Below are 19,456 nucleotides of genomic sequence, written 5' to 3'. Positions count from 1 at the left end.
TGCAAATAGTATGTGATAAGAACATTACATATAAGTAGGTGAAGACAATGTTTCGTTATTTTAAATTTAAGCTAAATGATACAGTACAGTTTGCAGAAAATGATGGGCATATGTATCGCATTGTCGGTTATCGGTTAGAAAAAGGGTTTTATCCAAAAGATGAGTGGACTCATATCATTTATGAATTGCTTAGAGATTTTGATGGGTATACGATGGATGCGGAAGAAGAGGAACTTGTAAAGGTCATTCAAGTAGAGGATGAGTATTACAAAATACAAGAAGTATCGGGATATCGTTATCCGGTAAAAATGAAGCAAAAACAACAAGTGATGAAAACAGAAAAGATGGATGACTTATTAGATACGTATAACGATTATAAGAGATTGGCGGATTTCTTTAAAGATTTATCGTATGAACAAAAAGCGGAAGAAGTGTTGCAGGAAATGAGAAGGCGTAGAGCGTGAGGGGCAGTCTATTATAAGACTGTCCTCTATTTTTGACGGTGCATCAAAGTGTATTTTCCGTTACAATGAGAGAATCAATAGAAATAAGGTGATACAGTATGGAAACGAAGAAGAAGGGCGAATGGTGCGAAATTACTGTGCCAGCGAAATGGAATGGTATAAGCATTGAGTCGTTATTAAAAATAGAATGGGAAATACCGAAAAAGTTGTTACATCAGCTTCGTATGGAAAAAGGTGTTACTGTTAACGGAGAACAGAGAAGATGGAATGAGCTTTTAAAAGAGGACGAAAAGTTACAAGTTCATATGTTTATGGAGGAAGAATACGGTGTAGAGCCTGAATATGGTGAATTAGATGTAGTATATGAAGACGATCATGTACTCATTGTCAATAAGCCTGAGAAGATGGATACGCACCCTGCTGAAAAAGGCGGGATGGGAACACTTGCAAATCTTGTTGCCTTTCATTTTCAAATGCAAGGTTTAGAGACGAAGGTTCGTCATATTCATCGGTTAGATAAAGATACGACAGGTGGTGTCGTGTTTGCTAAACATAGAATTGCTGGTGCAATTATGGATCGTTTATTAATGGAACGAAAAATTAAAAGAACATATGCGGCTCTTGTAGAAGGGAAAGTGAAAAAGAAGCAAGGAACAATTGACGCGGCTATCGGAAGAGATCGCCATCATGCGACGAGACGACGTGTTTCTCCAAAGGGGGATCAAGCAATCACATATTATAAAGTAGAGAAGTATTTTAAAAAACAAAATGTTACGCTCGTAACGTTACAATTAGAAACTGGTAGAACCCATCAAATTCGTGTTCATATGAGCTATAATGGTAATCCGTTAGTTGGGGATATTTTATATGGTGGAGGAACGAAATATATGTCTAGGCAAGCGTTACATGCGATGAAGATAAACTTTTTACACCCAATTACGAAAGAAGAGATTGAAGTTGATGTACCATTTCCTACAAAATTAAATGACACAATGAAAGAATTTCAAAGAGTGAATGCGTAAAGTGTAAGTTTAAATTTGAGAAAAGTAGATTTTTGCAGGAATTTCTCTAAAAGAAGCGAAGCCGTTAAGAGAAAAGAGAGGTGAGAATCACTTGATCAAATATAAATATATACTAGGAATATTTTTTGCTTGTCTTTTAGTGACTCTATGTCTCTATCCATATTTACCAGAGCATTTGGCGGTACATTGGGATGTAAATGGTCGGCCAAACGAGTTTATGAGTAAACAAGTTGTTATAGCACTTATTCCTTGTCTTATTATTTTCTTACATGGATTGATGTATATTATTTCACATAATATATATAAGTTTAATGAAGACGAGCATGTCATTATAAGTGGATTTCTAAAGACGATTACTTTATTTATGTTGTTTATCCATATGCTCATTCTCTTTATTAATTTTGGAAGCGTGATATCCTTTCAAACAGGACTAACAATAGGGATTAGTATGTTTCTTTTTATGCTTAGTAAGGCGTTTAAAAAAGTTCAGAGTATGGAAAAAGACTCAATCAAATTAACAAAGATCCGTTTAGTGAGTAGACGGATTTTTCAAGTGATGGCATGTAGTATATTGTTTTCATTGTTTTTGAACTTGAAATGGGGATTTTATTTGTTACTTAGTATAATAAGTAGTGGTTCTATTTTGTTTATGTTTTACGCTTTATACTCATACATAATAGAAAGTTATGAAACGTAAAAAAGAGTCTTCTCATTATGAGAAGACTCTTTTAATCTATTTACTTCGTAATAAATTGTTGTGTCCAGTAGTTGCCGCTTTCTACGTAGCCAACACCGATGTGAGTGAAGCCGTTATTTAAAATGTTTGCACGGTGTCCAGCACTGTTCATCCAAGCTTGTACTACTTCTTCAGGTGTACGTTGACCTTGGGCGATGTTTTCACCTGCAGATGTATAAGAAATACCAAATTTCTTCATCATGTCAAACGGAGACCCGTATGTAGGGCTGTTATGATCAAAGTAGTTATTTTTTTGCATATCTTCAGATTTAATGCGTGCTACTTTGCTTAATTCAGTGTCGATTTTTAAAGCTGGTAAACCTTGTTTTGCACGCTCAGCGTTTGTTAATTCAACAACACGTTGTTCGAACTCGCTTAAAGATTTTGCTTCTTCAGCAGGCTTTTGCTCAGCTGGTTTTTGTTCAGCCGGTTTTTGCGTATTATTGTTTTCAGCAGGCTTTTGAGCTTCTGGTTTTTGAGCTTCTTCAGCAGGCTTTTGCTCGGCAGGTTTTTGCTCAGCGGGCTTTTGAGTTTCTGGCTTAGCTGTTGGTTGCTCAGTTACAACATTTTCAGTAGGTTGTTGACCAGGAATAATGCAATTTGGTTGGAAGTTTCCTTGTTGCCATTGTGCTAATGACTCAACACCCATAGATTGTAAGAATGCTTGTAATTCTTGTTGGCTCATTTGCTTCATCATCACTTTTGAATGCTGAATATTTTGAACCTTTATGTTAGATGGTTGTACTGTTGCAGCTTGTGCATCTAGAGAAGATACTCCTAAAGTAAGAGCCGTTGCAGCAGCTACAGATAATAAAACACGCTTTTTCATGATGTGTGTCCCCCTATATAAAGTTTTAATTTGTTTTCACACGATTTGTTTTTGACAGCCTGTCTGACTGACAAATTCATCGTAGCATAGATTTTGTGAGAAAAAAGATGGAAAAAAATTCATAGACTTAAAATTTACCTAATTTATCCTAAGAAGGGAAAGGGGGAAAAATAAGAGAAACATAGAGTATAAAAGGAATTTTCAACATTTTTATACGTGGTTATAAGAGGGGGTTTTTGGATAAATGTACCTATATTGAAAATGAAGAATCCTATTGTATCAATGGTTTGAGCGTTTTTTTGAGGAATATACTGGATTGATTTTTACAAAACTGTAATGTTTCTGTTGTTCTTTTTTATAATAAAGTAACATATTTTTAATGTTGTAGCGGACAAAAAAGCGGCTATCTCTTTACATAGACGAAGGAGATAGCCGTTTTCCTATTATTACGTATGTTACGAGTTATTACGAGTTGGTTTCAATTGCTTCTAATAATAAATCAACAATGTGAATTCCTCTCATTTTATGAGAAAGACCTTCTCGTTCAATGCCTAATTTCATTTGTAATAAACAACCTGGATTTGTAGTAACAATGGTCGCTGCTTCTGTTTCATGCACACGGTCCATTTTGTAATCTAGAAATTCCATGGATAGTTCTGAATGAACAATGTTATAAATGCCAGCAGAACCACAGCAGCGATCCGCATCTTTCATTTCACGGTATGTTGCGCCTTGAATTGCTTCTAGTAACATACGAGGTTCTGAAGATGTTCGCATAACATTGCGTAAGTGACAAGAGTCTTGATACGTAATAATTTGCGGCGTGAGTCGTAAGTCATTACGTTTATGGAAATCTAGTTCTACTAGAATAGCAGTAATATCTTTAATTTTAGAAACAAACTGCTTTGCACGTTCAGCCCACTGTGGATCATCTTTTAACAGGTAATCGTAGTCTACGAGGTAAGCTCCGCAACCACCAGCATTCGTAATAATATAGTCGATGTTTAAGTCTTCGAATGCTTTTATATTGCGCTTTGCTAATTCTTTTGCTCCATTTTTCTCACCAGCATGCCCATGTAATGCTCCGCAGCAACTTTGTGTTTTCGGAATAACGATATCACAACCAGCTAACTGAAGCAGTTTCATCGTTGCGTTATTTGTTTCTAAAAACATTGTATCCATTAAACAACCTGTGAAGAATGCAACTTGTTTCTTCTTCGTACTTTCAGCATGTAAAAATTCAGGACGATCTTTCATTGCTTTCATTTTAGGAACCTTAGGCAAAACGAGATCCATTGTTGCAAGTGTTTCAGGGAATAACTTCATAATCCCTGTTTTATGTGTTAGCGTTTGTAAACCAGAACGCTGATAAAAACCAATTAGTCCGGTTAATGTTCTCATTCGATTTTGATGCGGGAATAATCCTTCAAAAACGACTTTTCGAACAGCTTTCACTGGCACTGAGAATTTTTTATTTTGATTAATAATATCTCGAGCTTCTTCTAATAAATGTCCATAATTTACACCGGATGGACAAACAGGCTCACAAGCACGGCAACCGAGGCAAACATTTAATGTGTTTTCAACATCTTCATCTGGCTCAATTAAACCATCAACGACCGCTTTCATTAATGCGATACGTCCTCGTGGTGAATGTGATTCTTTATATCCAGATTGAATGTAGGTAGGGCAAGTTGGTAAGCAGAAACCGCATCGCATACAGTTTAGTAGTTCATCTTCACTTAATCGTTCTTTAAATTCTTTTTGAATGTTTTCTTTATTTAATGTTGTCATCGCTCAACCACCACTCTTTTGCGAGTGTCCTTCGCGAACATCTTTCCTGGATTCATAATGTTATTTGGATCGAAGGCGTGTTTAATTCCTTGCATAGCAGCAATACCTTCTTTACCTAATTTCATTTCTAAATACGGAGCTTTCATTGCACCAACACCATGTTCACCAGTAATCGTGCCACCAAGTTCGATTGCTTTTGCAAATATTTCAGCGAAAGCTTGTTCAGCTCGGTGCATTTCTTCTTCGTTGCGAGCATCTGTCATACAAGTGGGGTGTAGGTTACCATCGCCAGCATGTCCAAACGTACAAATAGGAATATTATATTTTTTAGCAATGGCATTAATGGCTTCAACCATCGGAGCAATCTGTGATCGTGGTACCGTTGCATCTTCTAATATTGTAGTAGGCTTTAATCTTGCCAGTGCTGACAGTGCACTACGGCGAGCTGTACGAAGCGCATCGGCTTCCGCTTCATCTTTTGCAACGCGAACATCAACTGCATTCATAGAACGACAAACGTTAGCCATTTTTTCAATATCTCGATTCACAACTTCAGGCGGGCCGTCTTGTTCAATTAATAAAATTGCTTTTACATCAGTTGGTAAACCGATTTGTGCAAACTCTTCTACTACTTCAATGGTCGGCTGATCTAAAAACTCAAGTGTCGCTGGAATGATTTTATTTGCAATAATAGAAGAAACAGCACGTGCAGCTTCATTAATATCTTCATATAGTGCTAGCATCGTTTTCTTCGTTTCAGGCATAGGAACAAGTTTTAATATCGCTTCAGTCACGACGCCAAGTGTTCCTTCAGAACCGATAAATAAACGAGTTAAATCGTAACCAGCTACATCTTTTGCCAATTTACCACCAGTACGAATCATATCACCATTTGGTAAGACAAGTTCAAGACCCATCACATAATCACGTGTTACGCCATATTTTAATCCACGTAATCCACCTGAGTTTTCATTAATGTTACCGCCAATTGTAGAAATTTTCATTGAGCTTGGATCTGGTGGATAAAATAAACCTTTTTCTTCCACCGCTTTAATAATATCAAGGGTAATAACACCAGCTTGTACAGTAATTGTTAAATTTTCTTCATCAATTTCTAAAATGTTATTCATATGGCGGAAGATAAGGACGATACCGCCTTCAAGTGGACATGTCCCTGCACAAAGGTTTGTTCCAGAACCACGAACATATACAGGAATATGATGAGTGTTACATACTTTTAACACTTCAGCTACTTCATTTGTATTACGAGGAGCAATGACTGCATCAGGCATTGCTTGGAAGTTTGGAGTGGCATCATAACTATACGTTAAACGCCCCATATTGGATGTATCCACATTATCTTCGCCAACAATGGATACGAATGAATCAATAATTTGTTTTTCTAACATTGGAAATCCCCCTCAAACTGTTAACGTAATTAGTCATCATAAAAAACGTTGTCACAGTGCTTTCGTTATAATGATAAAAAAGTTGGAGGATTCTTTCTATGTATAATCATCTAAAGATTAATCTATTTTATCATTCTTTTTTGTATGATTATCTAATAAGAGGAGCGAGAAGTATAAAATGTTTAAGTCTTTGAATTGTTTCGGATCAAGTCCTGTATACTCCTCAATTTTTTTTAGTCTGTAATGCAATGTGTTAATGTGGATATGTAATTGCTCCGCTGTTTGTTTATAGGATTGGTTATAATCAATAAATAAACGTAAAGTGTGCATAAGTTCAGGCGATGATAGTAAGTTTTCGATGGTGCGCTTTAGAAACTGTTCCCGCGTTTCAGCAGAAATATCTTGTAAGCACATTTCTAAACGTAAATCTTCATTAAATACAATGTTTTTCGTTTCAAGTGATACGGAAAGAGCTTGTAATGCTTGTTCGTATGATAAGTTCATATTGCTTGGCGTAACGGATTGTCCAATCCCGATATATAAAGGAACAGAAAACAAAGTTTCACAGTCTTGTTTTAATCGTTTTAAAAATTGATACGTTTGCTCTTTGGAGTTCGTGGCTGTAAATAAAATGAATCGATCATTTCCCCAGCGAATAAATAGATGCTCCTTTGTTAATAGATTGCGTACATGTTGCCAAATCTTACGCTGAAGCATCGTGTCATTTTGATCGATAGAGAACAAAATAAGTTGTTTTTTCTTATATAAATCAATACCAAGTGTTTTGGCACGATCGAGAAAGCTTGGAGACCAGTCTGTGTTTTGAAGCCAATCAAAGACAAATGCCTCATAAGAACGGTGTTCAAGTTCTAGTTGTTCTAAAAAGTAGTTTTCATGGATGAGTAGTTCGGTCATTTTACGTAATATTTCTCCGTATTGTGAAATATTTTCAGGTTCGCCTGTGATTCCAATGACACCAATTACTTCGTCATGGAATAGTAAAGGGAGATTCATACCTGCCTTTACGCCTTGCAAACGTCGTTCATCCTCTTTTGTAATAATGACAGTTTTCTTTTGTTTTGCGCAGCGGAGTGCGCCCTCATGAAATTGGCCGATTCTTTCTATATCTGTACTTGCGATAATAACGCCTTGTATATTAATGATAATAATATTTTCTTTAATTAGCCTGCGTACTTCTCGTACAATTTTATTCGCTAAATCAGGAAAAAGCATAATTGGCACACCTCAAATTCTATTTGTTGTACATTATATATGTAAATGAAGTAGGAAAGGGAAATTTCACACTTTCCACACATTTATTTGTTATTTTACAATTATAACGAAATCATCCGAAGATGGAGGGGATCTTTTGAGAAAGTATGTTTTTCTTCTCTGTTTTTTATTTCTATTAGTAGGGTGTCAAGGAAGTTCCTATACATCGATTGCTAAAGATAAAAGTGTTATTATAACAACGAATATAAAAGAAGGTAGTATTAGTTTTGTAGATAAACATACTAAAAAGTTAATTACGACATGGGAACTTAACGAACCAATGGCAGGGATTGCACTACTTCCAAATGGTGAGGACATACTTGTATATGGTAAGCAGTTAGAGTACATGTATGTATATTCACTAGCAGAAGGAAGGCAAGTGGGAAAATATAAAACAGGAAAAGGCATTGTAAATGTAGTCGTATCAGAAGATAAAAAGCAATTATTTGCTGCCGATCAAAATGCCCAAAAGATAAGGTTCTTTACGATTAATGGAAAAGAAACAGGGAATGTTTCGACAGGAAAAGGACCAATAACGATGGTAGAGTACCATAACCAGTTATCTGTATTAAACTTTTATGATACGAAGCTAACGACAATTGATACAAAGAAAAAAGAAGTAATACAATCCTTTATGATTCCACCAGCGTCAACGGGAGCAACAATTAGTCCAGATGGGAAAGAAATATGGATTGGCGGACATGGTGATGGAAATCAGGTAAATGAGAAAGTATTAGTGTATTCTTTGCAGAGCGGAGAAATGGTACGTTCTTTACACGCTCCGTTTATGCCTGTGAATATTACGAAGGATAATAAGTATGTATATGCATTAAGTCACGGTTCGAATATGCTTAGAAAGTTTGATGTTAGCACGTATAAAGAGGTGGCTTCTGTAGAAGTAGGATCAAACCCATTTGCATTTTTGAAGAGCGGAGCAGAAGGATACGTAGCAAGCTATGATAGTGATGAAGTGTGCGTCATGGATATGAAGAATTTGAAAATAAAACAAACAATTAAAGTCGGAAAAGGACCGTTTCAACTCATAGAGAGAGAAGGGAAGGACAATGAGTAAATATAGGGTGCTAGTTGTAGATGATGAAAGTGATATGAGGCAACTTGTTGGAATGTACTTAGATAATTTCGGATACGAGTGGGGAGAAGCTGAAAATGGAAAAGAGGCTCTAAAAAAATTAGAAAAGGACCATTATGATTTCGTTGTATTAGATATTATGATGCCAGAGATGGATGGACTTTCAGTTTGCAAAGAAATTAGAAAAACGTCAGATGTACCAATTATATTTTTAACAGCAAAAGGTGAAGAGTGGAATAGGGTGAACGGCTTACGTATGGGGGCAGATGATTATATTGTAAAGCCATTTAGTCCTGGTGAATTAATTGCTCGTATGGAAGCTGTATTAAGGCGTTATACAAAGCAAGAGCAACAAGAGGAATTTCAGTTTGGACCGATCCGTATTAATGAAAAAAGTAGGAAAATTGAGGTGGATGGTGAGCCAATTTCTCTTACAGTAAAAGAGTTTGATTTACTCTATTTTCTTTGTCAACATACGGGACAAGTATTTAGCCGAGAACAATTGCTAGAAAAGGTATGGGGATATGATTATGCCGGAAGTACAAGAACCGTAGATACGCACGTGAAAACGATGCGTTTGAAGCTTGGAGAAAGTGGAAACTACATTCAAACTGTTTGGGGTGTAGGCTATAAATTTGAGGTGTAATGTATGTTTACGATGGTACAGAAGCTTTGGCTGACAGTAGTATGTGCAGTATTTGTAACAGTTTCTTTTCTTTATTTCGTATCTTTATACTCGTATGAAAAACTATACGTTGATAATTTAAAAGATTCATTAGTAATGGAAGGGAAGCGTCTTTCTGCGCAATATGATAAGCGCGAAGGAATATCAATTTTTGAAGAGAAAGTAAGAGCATTTGATCAAATATCTAGTTCAGACGTTCTTTTCGTATCAAACCCACGTGATTTAAGCGCATGTTTACCATTTGATGTGCACCATCATTCTCTTATAAGTGAAGGGGACAGGCAAACATTATTAGATGGAAAAACTGTGACAAAGATAGGATACGAGGAACATTTTGACCGTAATATTATGGGGGTTGTCATCCCTGTTTTAGAAAATAAAAAATTAGTTGGTATTGTATATTCTTATATTCCTTTAAAAAGTATAAAAGACTTAATATATGATATGGGTCTTATTTTAGCACCGTTAGCACTTGCTATAACTTTACTGACAATATGGATTGGTAGAAAAATTATTATTGCTATTACGAAACCACTTTCGCAAATGGAACGAGTTGCCAATCATTTGGCTACGGGGGATTTCTCAGAACGAATTACAATTTCTTCTGAAGATGAAATTGGGCGATTAGGAAAAGCATTTAATAAAATGGCAAATTCTTTGGAGACAGAAGACGTAAAGCGTAAGGAGTTTTTAGCTAACGTTTCGCATGAACTAAGAACACCGCTTAGTTATATAAAAGGATATAGCGAGGCTATTTTAGATGGTGTAGCGAAGGGACCACAGCAGGAAAAAGTAACACAGCTTATTCATAAAGAAGCAGATCGTATGCAGCGTCTCGTTCATGATTTATTAGATTTGGCACAATTAGAAGGGGAACATTTTCCGTTAAAGAAACAACCTATCGTTTTTTCACAACTAATTGAAGATGTGTTAGATACGTATGAGATTAAGTTTATAGAAAAGAAAATTCGTATTTCAACAAATTTAAATCCAGAAATCATTGTAATGATTGATGAGGATCGTATGCAACAAGTGCTTCATAACGTGTTAGATAATGCGATACGGTATACGAATCAAAACGGGGATATTATGGTAACGCTCAGACAGATAGATGATTATTGTGAATTGAACATAAAAGATACGGGGATCGGTATTGATACAGAGCATTTGGAAAACCTTGGCGAGCGTTTTTACCGAGTTGATAAAGCGAGAAGTCGTCAACATGGTGGAACAGGTTTAGGCCTGGCAATTGTAAGACAAATTGTTCATATACATGACGGACAGTGGCGGATTGAAAGTGAAAAAGGGAACGGTACGACGGTTAGTATTAAATTGAAAGTACAGGATGAGGAGAGCATGTTCTAATTTTTAGGGCATGCTCTTTATATGGAAGACAATAATTATACGTAAGATATAAATTAATATGTAATAAATATCGGAATTTTGACGATTTTATGAACAAAACATTTGTACTTCTTACTAATTCGTTCTAAAATAGTTATGATGCAAAGTTCTTATAAATCGTTTCAATTGTTGTTTGGAAGATACTGAGGTGATTTAACTGGAGTACAAATCTATTAAACCGAAAAAGATTTACGAAGAAGTATCTGAAGCTATTTTAACAATGATTAAAAATGGTACGTTAAAACCTGGTGACAAACTACTTCCTGTACATCAATTAGCTGAGCAGTTTCAAGTTGGTAGATCTGCTGTTCGTGAAGCGCTAAGTGCGCTAAGAGCAATGGGCTTAATTGAGATGAAACAAGGAGAAGGTACATATGTGAAGAACTTCGATTCTTCTTCATTAACAAAATCATTAAACAATAGATTATTGATGAAGAAAGAAGATATTTTGAATTTATTAGAAGTACGAAAGGTGCTTGAAGTGGGGGCAGTTCGAGCAGCTGCGGCAAAACGTACGGAAGATAATTTGCAAAATATGAAGCATTGGTTAGATGAAATGGCAAAGAGCGTTGGAGATGAAAAAGCTGGTGAAAAAGCAGATTTTCAGTTCCATATGGGAATTGCGGAGTCTTCGCATAACAACATTTTGCTTGAACTTATGAATCATGTTTCAGAGATGATTGCTGAAACGATTGGTGAATCAAGACGCATTATTTTATATGGTGAACAAACAACATCAGAACGACTTATAGAAGAGCATCAAGTTATATATGATGCAGTGTTAAAGCAAGATGTAGAATTAGCGCAGCAAGCAATGCTAGATCATTTAACAAATGTAGAACATATTGTCACAGGTAGAAACGATATAAATTCTTAATTTAATCTTTTAAAAATCTAATTTTCTGATAAAATAGAGAGAGATTAAGTAAGCGTTTTCTTTAGAAGAGGGAGAGGATAGGCTATGGTTGAGCCTATTTCTTCTCTCCTTAGTCATCTGATGACCATATGTTTTGTTGGTGGAGTTGTAAAAAGGGGGAGTAATAATTATGAAAGTTACTTTATTTGTTACTTGTTTAGTCGATATGTTTGAAACAAATGTCGGCAAAGCAACAGTTGAGGTGTTGGAGCGTTTAGGTTGTGAAATTGAATTTCCAGAAGCACAAGTTTGTTGCGGCCAGCCTGCTTATAATAGCGGCCATGTAGAAGCGGCAAAAGAAGCGATGAAACATATGATTGAAACTTTTGAAGATGCAGAATATATCGTTACGCCATCTGGTTCTTGTGCGACAATGTTTCATGAGTATCCGCATGTTTTTAAAGATGATCCGAAGTGGGCTAAACGTGCACAAAAAGTTGCTGATAAAACATATGAATTTACACAATTTATTGTAGACGTTTTAAAGGTTACTGATGTTGGTGCAAGTTTACCAGGGATTGCTACTATTCATAAATCATGTCATATGACACGTATGCTTGGAGTAACAGAGGCACCAGGAATTTTATTATCTAATGTAAAAGGGTTAACAGTGAGAGAGTTACCAAATGTACAAAATTGTTGCGGGTTTGGGGGAACGTTTTCAGTGAAGATGACTCCAATTTCTGAGCAAATGGTAGATGAAAAGGTAGATAGTGCAATGGAAACAGGCGCTGATTATTTAATCGGTGCAGATTGTGGGTGTTTGTTAAACATTGGCGGACGTATTGAGCGTTTAGGAAAAGAAATAAAAGTCATGCATATTGCTGAGGTACTGAATAGTCGCTCATGAAGGGGGAACATAAGCTATGTCTATGAAAATCAGTGAGAAAAAATTTAATGATCGCGTTGGCGATGGAATTCAAGATTCGTTTATGCGCGGAGCAGTATCTTCTGCACAAACACGCTTATATACGAATCGCTTAAAAGCAGCGGATGAATTAGGAAACTGGGAAGAATGGCGTGAACTCGGTGAAGAAATTCGTCAACATACGTTAGAAAATCTTGATTATTATTTAATGCAGTTAAGTGAAAATGTATCAAAAAGAGGCGGACATGTGTACTTTGCGAAAACGAAGGAGGAAGCAGCAAAGTATATTCAAGACGTTGCAAAAAAGAAGCAGGCAAAAAAGGTAGTAAAATCAAAGTCAATGGTAACAGAAGAAATTAGTATGAACCATGCGCTTGAAGAAATCGGTTGTGAAGTGTTAGAAAGTGATCTAGGAGAGTATATTTTGCAAGTAGATAACGATCCACCTTCACATATTATTGCGCCTGCTCTTCATAAAAATAGAACGCAAATTCGTGATGTATTTAAAGAAAAGCTTGGCTATGAAAATTCTGATGATCCATACGAAATGACAAAGTTTGTTCGTAAACAACTTCGTGAAAAATTTATGGATGCAGAAATTGGTGTGACAGGTTGTAACTTCGCTGTTGCAAATACTGGCTCTCTTTGTTTAGTAACAAATGAAGGTAATGCTGACCTTGTTATGTCGATTCCAAAAACACAAATTGCGGTTATGGGTATGGAACGTATGGTTCCGACAATGGAAGAATTAGATGTTTTAGTTGGTTTACTATGTCGTAGTGCAGTAGGTCAAAAGTTAACAAGTTATGTAACGGTAGCGGGACCAACTCAAGAAGAGGAAGTAGATGGCCCAGAAGAATTCCACTTAGTTGTGGTTGATAATGGTCGTTCTCAAATTCTTGGATCTGAATTCCGTCAAGTGTTGCAATGTATTCGTTGTGCTGCTTGTGTGAACGTATGCCCTGTATATCGACATGTTGGTGGACATTCATATGGCTCTATATACTCAGGACCAATTGGGGCGGTATTAACACCACTTTTAGGTGGATATGATGATTACAAAGAGCTTCCTTATGCTTCTAGTTTATGCGGAGCGTGTACAGAAGCTTGTCCAGTAAAAATTCCATTGCATGATTTATTATTAAAACATCGTCAAGTTATTGTTGAGCAAGAAGGGCGTGCTCCACTTGCAGAAAAATTAGCAATGAAAATGTTTAGTATGGGTGCATCTTCAGCAGCTTTATATAAAATGGGATCAAAGATGGCGCCAGCAGCAATGAGTCCATTTACATCTGGTAACCGTGTATCAAAAGGTGTTGGGCCACTTAAAAACTGGACAGATATTCGTGAATTCCCGGCTCCAAGTAAAGAACGATTCCGTGATTGGTATAAAGATCATAAGAAAGGCGGGGACAAATAATGACAGGATTAATTCAAAACCGTGATTCCTTTCTAGAGAATATTGCAAAAGAACTTGGACGCGCGCGTAAAACGGATGGTGTAAAACGTCCAGTATGGAAAAATAATGTGAATAAAGAAACGTTAAAAAATTATTCACAAGAAGAATTGTTAGAAGTATTTAAAAATCAATGTACAAACATTCATACAACTGTTGTGGAAACGACAAACGACCGTTTACGTGAAGATATTCAAAAAGTAATCGTTGAAAACGGCGGGGGACCTATTATGTTATCGGCAGATGAACGTTTTGATTCTTATGGGTTGACTTCTTTATTTAAAGAAGAACTTCCAAAGCAAAATGTTGAAGTGAACGTATGGGATTCTGAGAAAAAAGAAGAGAATATGCGTATCGCGGAAAGAGCGAATATTGGAATTGTATTTAGTGATTATACTTTAGCTGAATCTGGTACGATCGTTGTACAAAGTCATAAAGGCCAAGGTCGTTCTTTACACTTTTTACCGACTGTATACTTTGCTATTATTCCACGTGAAACACTTGTGCCTCGTATTACACAAGCAGTTGAGGATATGAACAAGCGTGTAGAAAATGGCGAGACAGTGGCATCTTGTATTAACTTTATTACAGGACCTAGTAACTCGGCAGATATAGAAATGAATCTTGTTGTCGGAGTACATGGACCATTAAAAGCAGTATATTTCATCGTATAAAATAGGGGAAAGCAGGCCAGAAAATGGCCTGCTTTTTTAATAGAATAGAGATAACATGAAGTAGAAGTTCTCTCCTTTTTTTGCTATGTTCTTCTGGAAAGGAGAGGAAGGGATGTTCACTTATGTATATGCATTGTTAGCGGGGATGGTGTTTGGTTCTTTTTTTATGGTAATTGCGATGAGAGTTCCGCTAGGGGAGTCTATCATAACCCCGCGTTCATATTGTCATTATTGTAAGTATGTGCTAAAGCCAAAAGAATTGATTCCAATCATTTCTTTTTGTATACAAAGAGGACGTTGTACGAATTGTAAGAGGAAAATTTCAATTTTGTACGTAGTATTTGAACTTATAACTGGAATGATATGTCTTCTTACTGTATATATGATTGGGGTGGAACGAGAGCTTATTATCGTTTTATCACTTTTTTCGTTACTTCTTATTATTTCAGTTACAGATTACATATATATGTTAATTCCAAATCGTATTTTAGCTTGGTTTGCTTGTTTACTCATTTTAGAATGTGTTTTTGTACCGTTAGTCACTTGGATAGATAGTATAGTTGGTAGTTGCGTTATATTCATTTTGTTATACTGCATGCAAAAGATATATCCAGAAGGGCTTGGGGGAGGTGATATAAAATTACTTTCGTTACTTGGATTTATAGTGGGACTGAAAGGGATTTTTATCGTTTTATTTTTAGCATCTTGCTTTAGTCTTTGTTTCTTTGGAGCTGGTCTCGTATTAAAACGTATGAAAATGAGGACTCAAATACCGTTTGGTCCTTTTATTAGTCTTGGAGCAATATGTTACATGTTGGTCACGTATGCAAAATAGAGAGGGGATAGAAAATGAATGTATATATGGATGATCAAAGAAGTTGTCCGTACGGTTACGTGCTCGCAACTACAGTAGAATGTGCTTTGCAAATGGTACGAGATTATGAGGTGAATGTTCTTTCCCTTGATTTCAATATGGGATGGGGAGAAAAAAGTGGATTAGATTTTGTAGAGGCTTTTTGTAAAGAGGGTCTATATGTGAATGAAATACATTTTCATACGAATGATGTCATCGGTATGCATAAGATGAAACAGAGAATGAATAAGGGAAAGGAAGAAGGAGAGATTAACCCTAATCTTGTTGTTAAATATGTGGGGAGCTAAAAACTCCAAAGTAAAACTTTGGAGTTTTTAATGTTTCATATGCGCTTGCAACGGAATGATTTCTTCTTGTTGAGCTGCTCCTAATTCAGTTTCTTCTTGTTTCACGTCAGGTACTTTCTTTGTTAAGTAATGGTATACCATACCGACAAATATAGACCCGCCAATAATGTTACCAATTGTAACTGGAATTAAGTTATGAATAGCACCTGCAAAAGAAATTGTCTCCGGATGCGGTGAAACTAAAGATAAAGCAAACAGCGATAAGTTTGCGATGCTATGTTCGTAACCAGATAAGAAGAATGTGAAAACGAGCATCATCATCATCATAATTTTTGCTGTATCACCTTTAACTTGAGAAGGTAAGAAACAAGCAAGACATACAAGCCAGTTACATAAAATTGCTTTAAAGAATAGTTGCATTGTAGGTGTATTCATTTTTCCTTCTACTACTTTATTCATGAAATGACCGTGATCAATTGCTTCAAAAATGCCAGTTGCATAAAATAGTAAGGCAAAGAATAAAGCACCAGCTAAATTCCCTGCATAACAAGCGATCCAATTACGAAGTGTATCAGCAATTGTTGTTTCTTTTCTTAAAGTTGCTACAGTGAAGTACATTGTGTTTCCAGTAAACAACTCAGCACCACCATATATAATAAGTACAAGGGCAATTCCGAAAAACATAGAAGCAGCTAAATAAGTTGCTGGTGAATCTGCAATGTGAAAAAAGTTACCTAATTTAAAACATAGTACAATAATAAAACCGATATAAATACCCGCAAGTGTGGCACGTATGAAATATTGCATCGGGTTTGTATCTAGCATTTGTTTTTTGCTCTTAGCCAGTTTGACAACATAATCTAATCCTTGTTCTAGCATGAGTAATACGCTCCTTTAGTACATCATCTATAAAGTGAAACTTTAATCAGTGGGGGGGTTCTTCATCTCCCACTGATTATTAGTTGAACCAATCGGGCTTTTATGGGCAGTTGATCCCCACCTAACTTCTTTGTTTTCGCTGAATTTTGAGGTGGGGGTCTTACTGCCCATTAAAGCGGGATAAATACTCCTTATATGAATAAAGTACATCGATTCTGTCTTAGTTTCAATAAGTTTGTGCAATATTTCACAAAAAGGACATACATATATTAAGAAAACGTTTACAAAAAATAGTATAATAGAATTTTTTCTGGACATTGAGTGGGGGAAGGGTAAAAAGAAAAAGCGCTGTAATTACAGCGCTTTTTCGTCTAAATTCTTTTCTACTTTTGTTTCTACTTCTTTTGAGAAGAACCAACCACCAGCTGCGATTCCAACTAATACAATCCAGAATGTAAGCTTCCATGGTGTAGATTCTGGGAATGAATGCGGAATTACATTTAATGCAGGATGTGCTAACGTATAAACTGCTAGTTTCACACCAACCCAACCTACAATTAAGAATGCCGCAGTTTCAAGTCCTGGTTTACGTTTTAAAATTTGTACGAAAGCAGTTGCTGCAAATCGCATAATGATTAATCCGATAAGTCCACCTACAAAGATAACAACGAATTGCCCAGTATCAAGACTACCAATTGTACCTAATCCTGTTTTTGGTAAAGTCATTGCTAATGCAACAGCAGCTAAAATAGAATCAACTGCGAAGGCGATATCTGCAACTTCAACTTTAAATACAGTCCACCAAAAGTTCTCTTGTTTTTTCTTTGCTTCTTTTTCTTCTGTTTCTTCATCTGTATTCTTTTTAACATACGTTTTAAATAAGTGATTACCAGCGATAAACATAAGGTAAATGGCACCGATTGCTTGCACTTGCCATACGTCGACTAGGAACGAAATCATAAATAACGATCCAAAACGGAAAACAAATGCCCCTGCTAATCCATAAAATAGTGCTTTCTTTCTTTTTTCTTCTGGTAAATGTTTTACCATAATTGCAAGAACAAGAGCGTTGTCAGCCGCTAAAATCCCCTCTAGTGCAATTAGAATGAGTAATACCCAACCATACTCCAATAATAATGATACATCCATGTACATTCTCCTCTCATTTCTATAAGTACTAAATAAGTGAAGAAATCCCCACTATTTAGTTTCCCCATACTCCTGCCTATTAACTTTGGAAGAATTTGGAAATGGATGCAAAAAAGACCTCTGCCGTTAATAGGCAAAGGTCTTGCTAGACATATGTAATAAAAATGCCAACAAAGCCGGAAGAACTAAGTTCTACGTAATGACGACTTTGTTTCCAAGAAATATTCTTGGACGCTACTCCCCTTTGGAGATATGCTATTGTACTCTCATTATATGGATAATTTATACGGTTGTCAACCTGTTAAAATGTCTTCATTCGGATATTTTATTTTCCGGTTCTTTTTACGTGCAAATGAAAAAGCTAATGTTAAAGGTCCCATCTTCCCAAAAAACATCATAAAGATAATAATAGCTTTTCCAATCATCGTTAAGTGTGGTGTAAAATTCATACTGAGACCGACAGTCCCAAATGCTGAAAATACTTCGAAAGCACTCATCAATAGAGGAACTCGCTCAGTAATGCTTAAAATTAAAATAGCAAAAAAAATAAATGAAATAGAAATAATAGCGATGGTCAATGATTTGACAATGAGGGTATCTTTAATGGATTTTTTAAACACGACAATATCATCTTGTTCTTGTAAAAATTTAAATACCCCAAAAAACATGATTAAAAATGTTGTCAACTTAATCCCGCCACCAGTTGAAGCACTACCAGCGCCAATAAACATAAGGAGCATCATTAATAGTAGGGAAGGCTTCGATAAAGCAGAAATATCAACTGTATTGAAACCGGCAGTACGCGTTGAAACTGCTTGAAAATAAGCGGCCATGCCTTCTTCAAATGGGGTAAAGCCTCTCATAGAAAGAGAATTGTGAAACTCGAATATAAAAATAAAAACAGTCGCAATAATATTGACGATTAGAGTAGAAGAGAGCATAAGTTTTGAGTGTAATGTAAGGTTTTTAAAATTTTTCTTTCTTTTTATATCTACGATTACTGTAAAACCAATCCCACCTAAAATAATGAGGGAGGAAATGACGAGATTGACAAGAATGCTGTGAGAGTGGGACATTAAATTATCGCTCCAAACAGAAAAACCTGCATTGTTAAAAGCAGAGATGGAATGAAAAAAGCTATAATAGATCCCCTTAGCAATCCCATATTTCGGAACCCATTCAAAAGAGAGAATGAAAGTAGCGATACATTCGACTGTAAAAGAGAATAAAAATAATGCTTTGGCCAGACGAATGACACCGCCTATATTCGTTTGATTTAATGCTTGTTGCAGTAAAATTCGGTTTTGAAGGCCAATTTTTCTGCCGAGCATAATCGCAATTAAAACGGCAAAGCTCATAATGCCAAGTCCGCCCACTTGTATAAGTGTTAAAATGACACATTGGCCAAATAAGGTAAATACTTTCCCTGTGTCCACAACACCAAGCCCTGTAACCGTACAAGCAGAAACGGTTGTAAATAAAGCATCGAGCCATGAAATAGACGTCGTTGTAGCAATTGGCAATTTTAATAAGCATGTACCGATAATTGATAACATAATAAAAGACAAAGTAAGAACACGGGGAGGACTCATGTGAATGTTAATCCGTTTCATGTTACATATCGTTCCTTTCAGTTTGCTTTTACTAG

General features: G+C 36.0%; 19 protein-coding genes and 1 riboswitch. Of the genes, 12 read left to right on the top strand and 7 right to left on the bottom strand.

Going from position 1 to position 19,456, the window contains the following annotated elements; all coding sequences use genetic code 11:
• The first annotated feature begins 47 nt into the window (after positions 1-47).
• The 3 genes from PDK19_RS20350 (at position 48) to PDK19_RS20340 (ending at position 2,183) form a co-directional block, all read left to right on the top strand.
• A complete protein-coding gene (locus PDK19_RS20350; protein ID WP_000490293.1) occupies positions 48-464 on the top strand; it encodes a hypothetical protein in 417 nt (138 codons plus the stop codon).
• A gap of 98 nt (positions 465-562) precedes the next feature.
• Positions 563-1,486 (top strand): RluA family pseudouridine synthase, encoded by a 924-nt coding sequence (locus PDK19_RS20345; RefSeq protein ID WP_000448336.1) that lies wholly within the window; start codon positions 563-565, stop codon positions 1,484-1,486.
• Between the two features lie 91 nt (positions 1,487-1,577).
• Entirely contained in the window at positions 1,578-2,183 is a 606-nt protein-coding gene (locus PDK19_RS20340; protein WP_049111374.1) for a DUF1648 domain-containing protein, read from the top strand.
• 40 nt (positions 2,184-2,223) lie between these two features.
• Here PDK19_RS20340 and PDK19_RS20335 read toward each other — a convergent pair whose 3' ends face one another.
• From PDK19_RS20335 to PDK19_RS20320, 4 genes are all read right to left on the bottom strand, one after another.
• Positions 2,224-3,051 carry a CAP domain-containing protein gene (locus PDK19_RS20335; protein WP_000747581.1) on the bottom strand — a complete coding sequence of 276 codons (828 nt, stop codon included), beginning with the start codon at positions 3,049-3,051 and terminating at the stop codon, positions 2,224-2,226.
• Between the two features lie 465 nt (positions 3,052-3,516).
• Positions 3,517-4,845 (bottom strand): (Fe-S)-binding protein, encoded by a 1,329-nt coding sequence (locus PDK19_RS20330; RefSeq protein WP_000209643.1) that lies wholly within the window; start codon positions 4,843-4,845, stop codon positions 3,517-3,519.
• Positions 4,842-6,254, bottom strand: a complete 1,413-nt coding sequence (gene glcD / locus PDK19_RS20325) for a glycolate oxidase subunit GlcD (RefSeq protein ID WP_000890737.1) — start codon at positions 6,252-6,254, stop codon at positions 4,842-4,844. The genes PDK19_RS20330 and glcD overlap by 4 nt, the downstream gene beginning before the upstream one ends.
• A 117-nt stretch (positions 6,255-6,371) precedes the next feature.
• Entirely contained in the window at positions 6,372-7,487 is a 1,116-nt protein-coding gene (locus PDK19_RS20320; RefSeq protein WP_000898629.1) for a CdaR family transcriptional regulator, read from the bottom strand.
• A 136-nt stretch (positions 7,488-7,623) separates the two neighbouring features.
• Between PDK19_RS20320 and PDK19_RS20315 the strand changes: the two genes are divergently transcribed.
• The 9 genes from PDK19_RS20315 (at position 7,624) to PDK19_RS20275 (ending at position 15,780) form a co-directional block, all read left to right on the top strand.
• Positions 7,624-8,598, top strand: a complete 975-nt coding sequence (locus PDK19_RS20315; protein WP_014893198.1) for a YncE family protein — start codon at positions 7,624-7,626, stop codon at positions 8,596-8,598.
• Positions 8,591-9,262, top strand: a complete 672-nt coding sequence (locus PDK19_RS20310) for a response regulator transcription factor (protein WP_000049875.1) — start codon at positions 8,591-8,593, stop codon at positions 9,260-9,262. The genes PDK19_RS20315 and PDK19_RS20310 overlap by 8 nt, the downstream gene beginning before the upstream one ends.
• 3 nt (positions 9,263-9,265) lie before the next feature.
• On the top strand, positions 9,266-10,666 hold the full coding sequence (locus PDK19_RS20305) for a sensor histidine kinase (RefSeq protein WP_000494835.1): 1,401 nt from the start codon (positions 9,266-9,268) through the stop codon (positions 10,664-10,666).
• A gap of 226 nt (positions 10,667-10,892) precedes the next feature.
• Entirely contained in the window at positions 10,893-11,582 is a 690-nt protein-coding gene (locus tag PDK19_RS20300; protein WP_254912616.1) for a FadR/GntR family transcriptional regulator, read from the top strand.
• A 169-nt stretch (positions 11,583-11,751) separates the two neighbouring features.
• Entirely contained in the window at positions 11,752-12,471 is a 720-nt protein-coding gene (locus PDK19_RS20295; RefSeq protein ID WP_000869149.1) for a (Fe-S)-binding protein, read from the top strand.
• Positions 12,472-12,487: 16 nt separating this feature from the next.
• Positions 12,488-13,909, top strand: a complete 1,422-nt coding sequence (locus tag PDK19_RS20290; protein WP_000061915.1) for a LutB/LldF family L-lactate oxidation iron-sulfur protein — start codon at positions 12,488-12,490, stop codon at positions 13,907-13,909.
• Positions 13,909-14,619: a LutC/YkgG family protein gene (locus PDK19_RS20285; protein ID WP_000147200.1), complete on the top strand. Its 711-nt coding sequence runs from the start codon at positions 13,909-13,911 to the stop codon at positions 14,617-14,619. The genes PDK19_RS20290 and PDK19_RS20285 overlap by 1 nt, the downstream gene beginning before the upstream one ends.
• A 112-nt stretch (positions 14,620-14,731) precedes the next feature.
• Positions 14,732-15,454, top strand: coding sequence for a prepilin peptidase (locus PDK19_RS20280; RefSeq protein WP_074615355.1), 723 nt, complete (start codon positions 14,732-14,734; stop codon positions 15,452-15,454).
• Between the two features lie 14 nt (positions 15,455-15,468).
• A complete protein-coding gene (locus PDK19_RS20275) occupies positions 15,469-15,780 on the top strand; it encodes a cyclic-phosphate processing receiver domain-containing protein (protein WP_001103780.1) in 312 nt (103 codons plus the stop codon).
• Between the two features lie 27 nt (positions 15,781-15,807).
• On the opposite strand, the gene PDK19_RS20270 is transcribed toward PDK19_RS20275, so the two are convergent.
• The 3 genes from PDK19_RS20270 to PDK19_RS20260 form a co-directional block, all read right to left on the bottom strand.
• Positions 15,808-16,659, bottom strand: coding sequence for a formate/nitrite transporter family protein (locus PDK19_RS20270; protein WP_000893051.1), 852 nt, complete (start codon positions 16,657-16,659; stop codon positions 15,808-15,810).
• A 354-nt stretch (positions 16,660-17,013) separates the two neighbouring features.
• A complete protein-coding gene (locus PDK19_RS20265; protein ID WP_000383322.1) occupies positions 17,014-17,808 on the bottom strand; it encodes a TerC family protein in 795 nt (264 codons plus the stop codon).
• An 89-nt stretch (positions 17,809-17,897) separates the two neighbouring features.
• A riboswitch (yybP-ykoY riboswitch) is annotated at positions 17,898-18,063 on the bottom strand.
• Positions 18,064-18,101: 38 nt separating this feature from the next.
• A complete protein-coding gene (locus PDK19_RS20260) occupies positions 18,102-19,421 on the bottom strand; it encodes a TrkH family potassium uptake protein (protein ID WP_000822322.1) in 1,320 nt (439 codons plus the stop codon).
• Between the last annotated feature and the right edge of the window lie 35 nt (positions 19,422-19,456).

This window comes from Bacillus cereus group sp. BcHK124 (assembly GCF_027712065.1).
GTDB lineage: Bacteria > Bacillota > Bacilli > Bacillales > Bacillaceae_G > Bacillus_A > Bacillus_A pacificus.
Note: the sequence above shows the minus strand (reverse complement) of the source record. Positions and strands in the feature narration are given on the sequence as shown.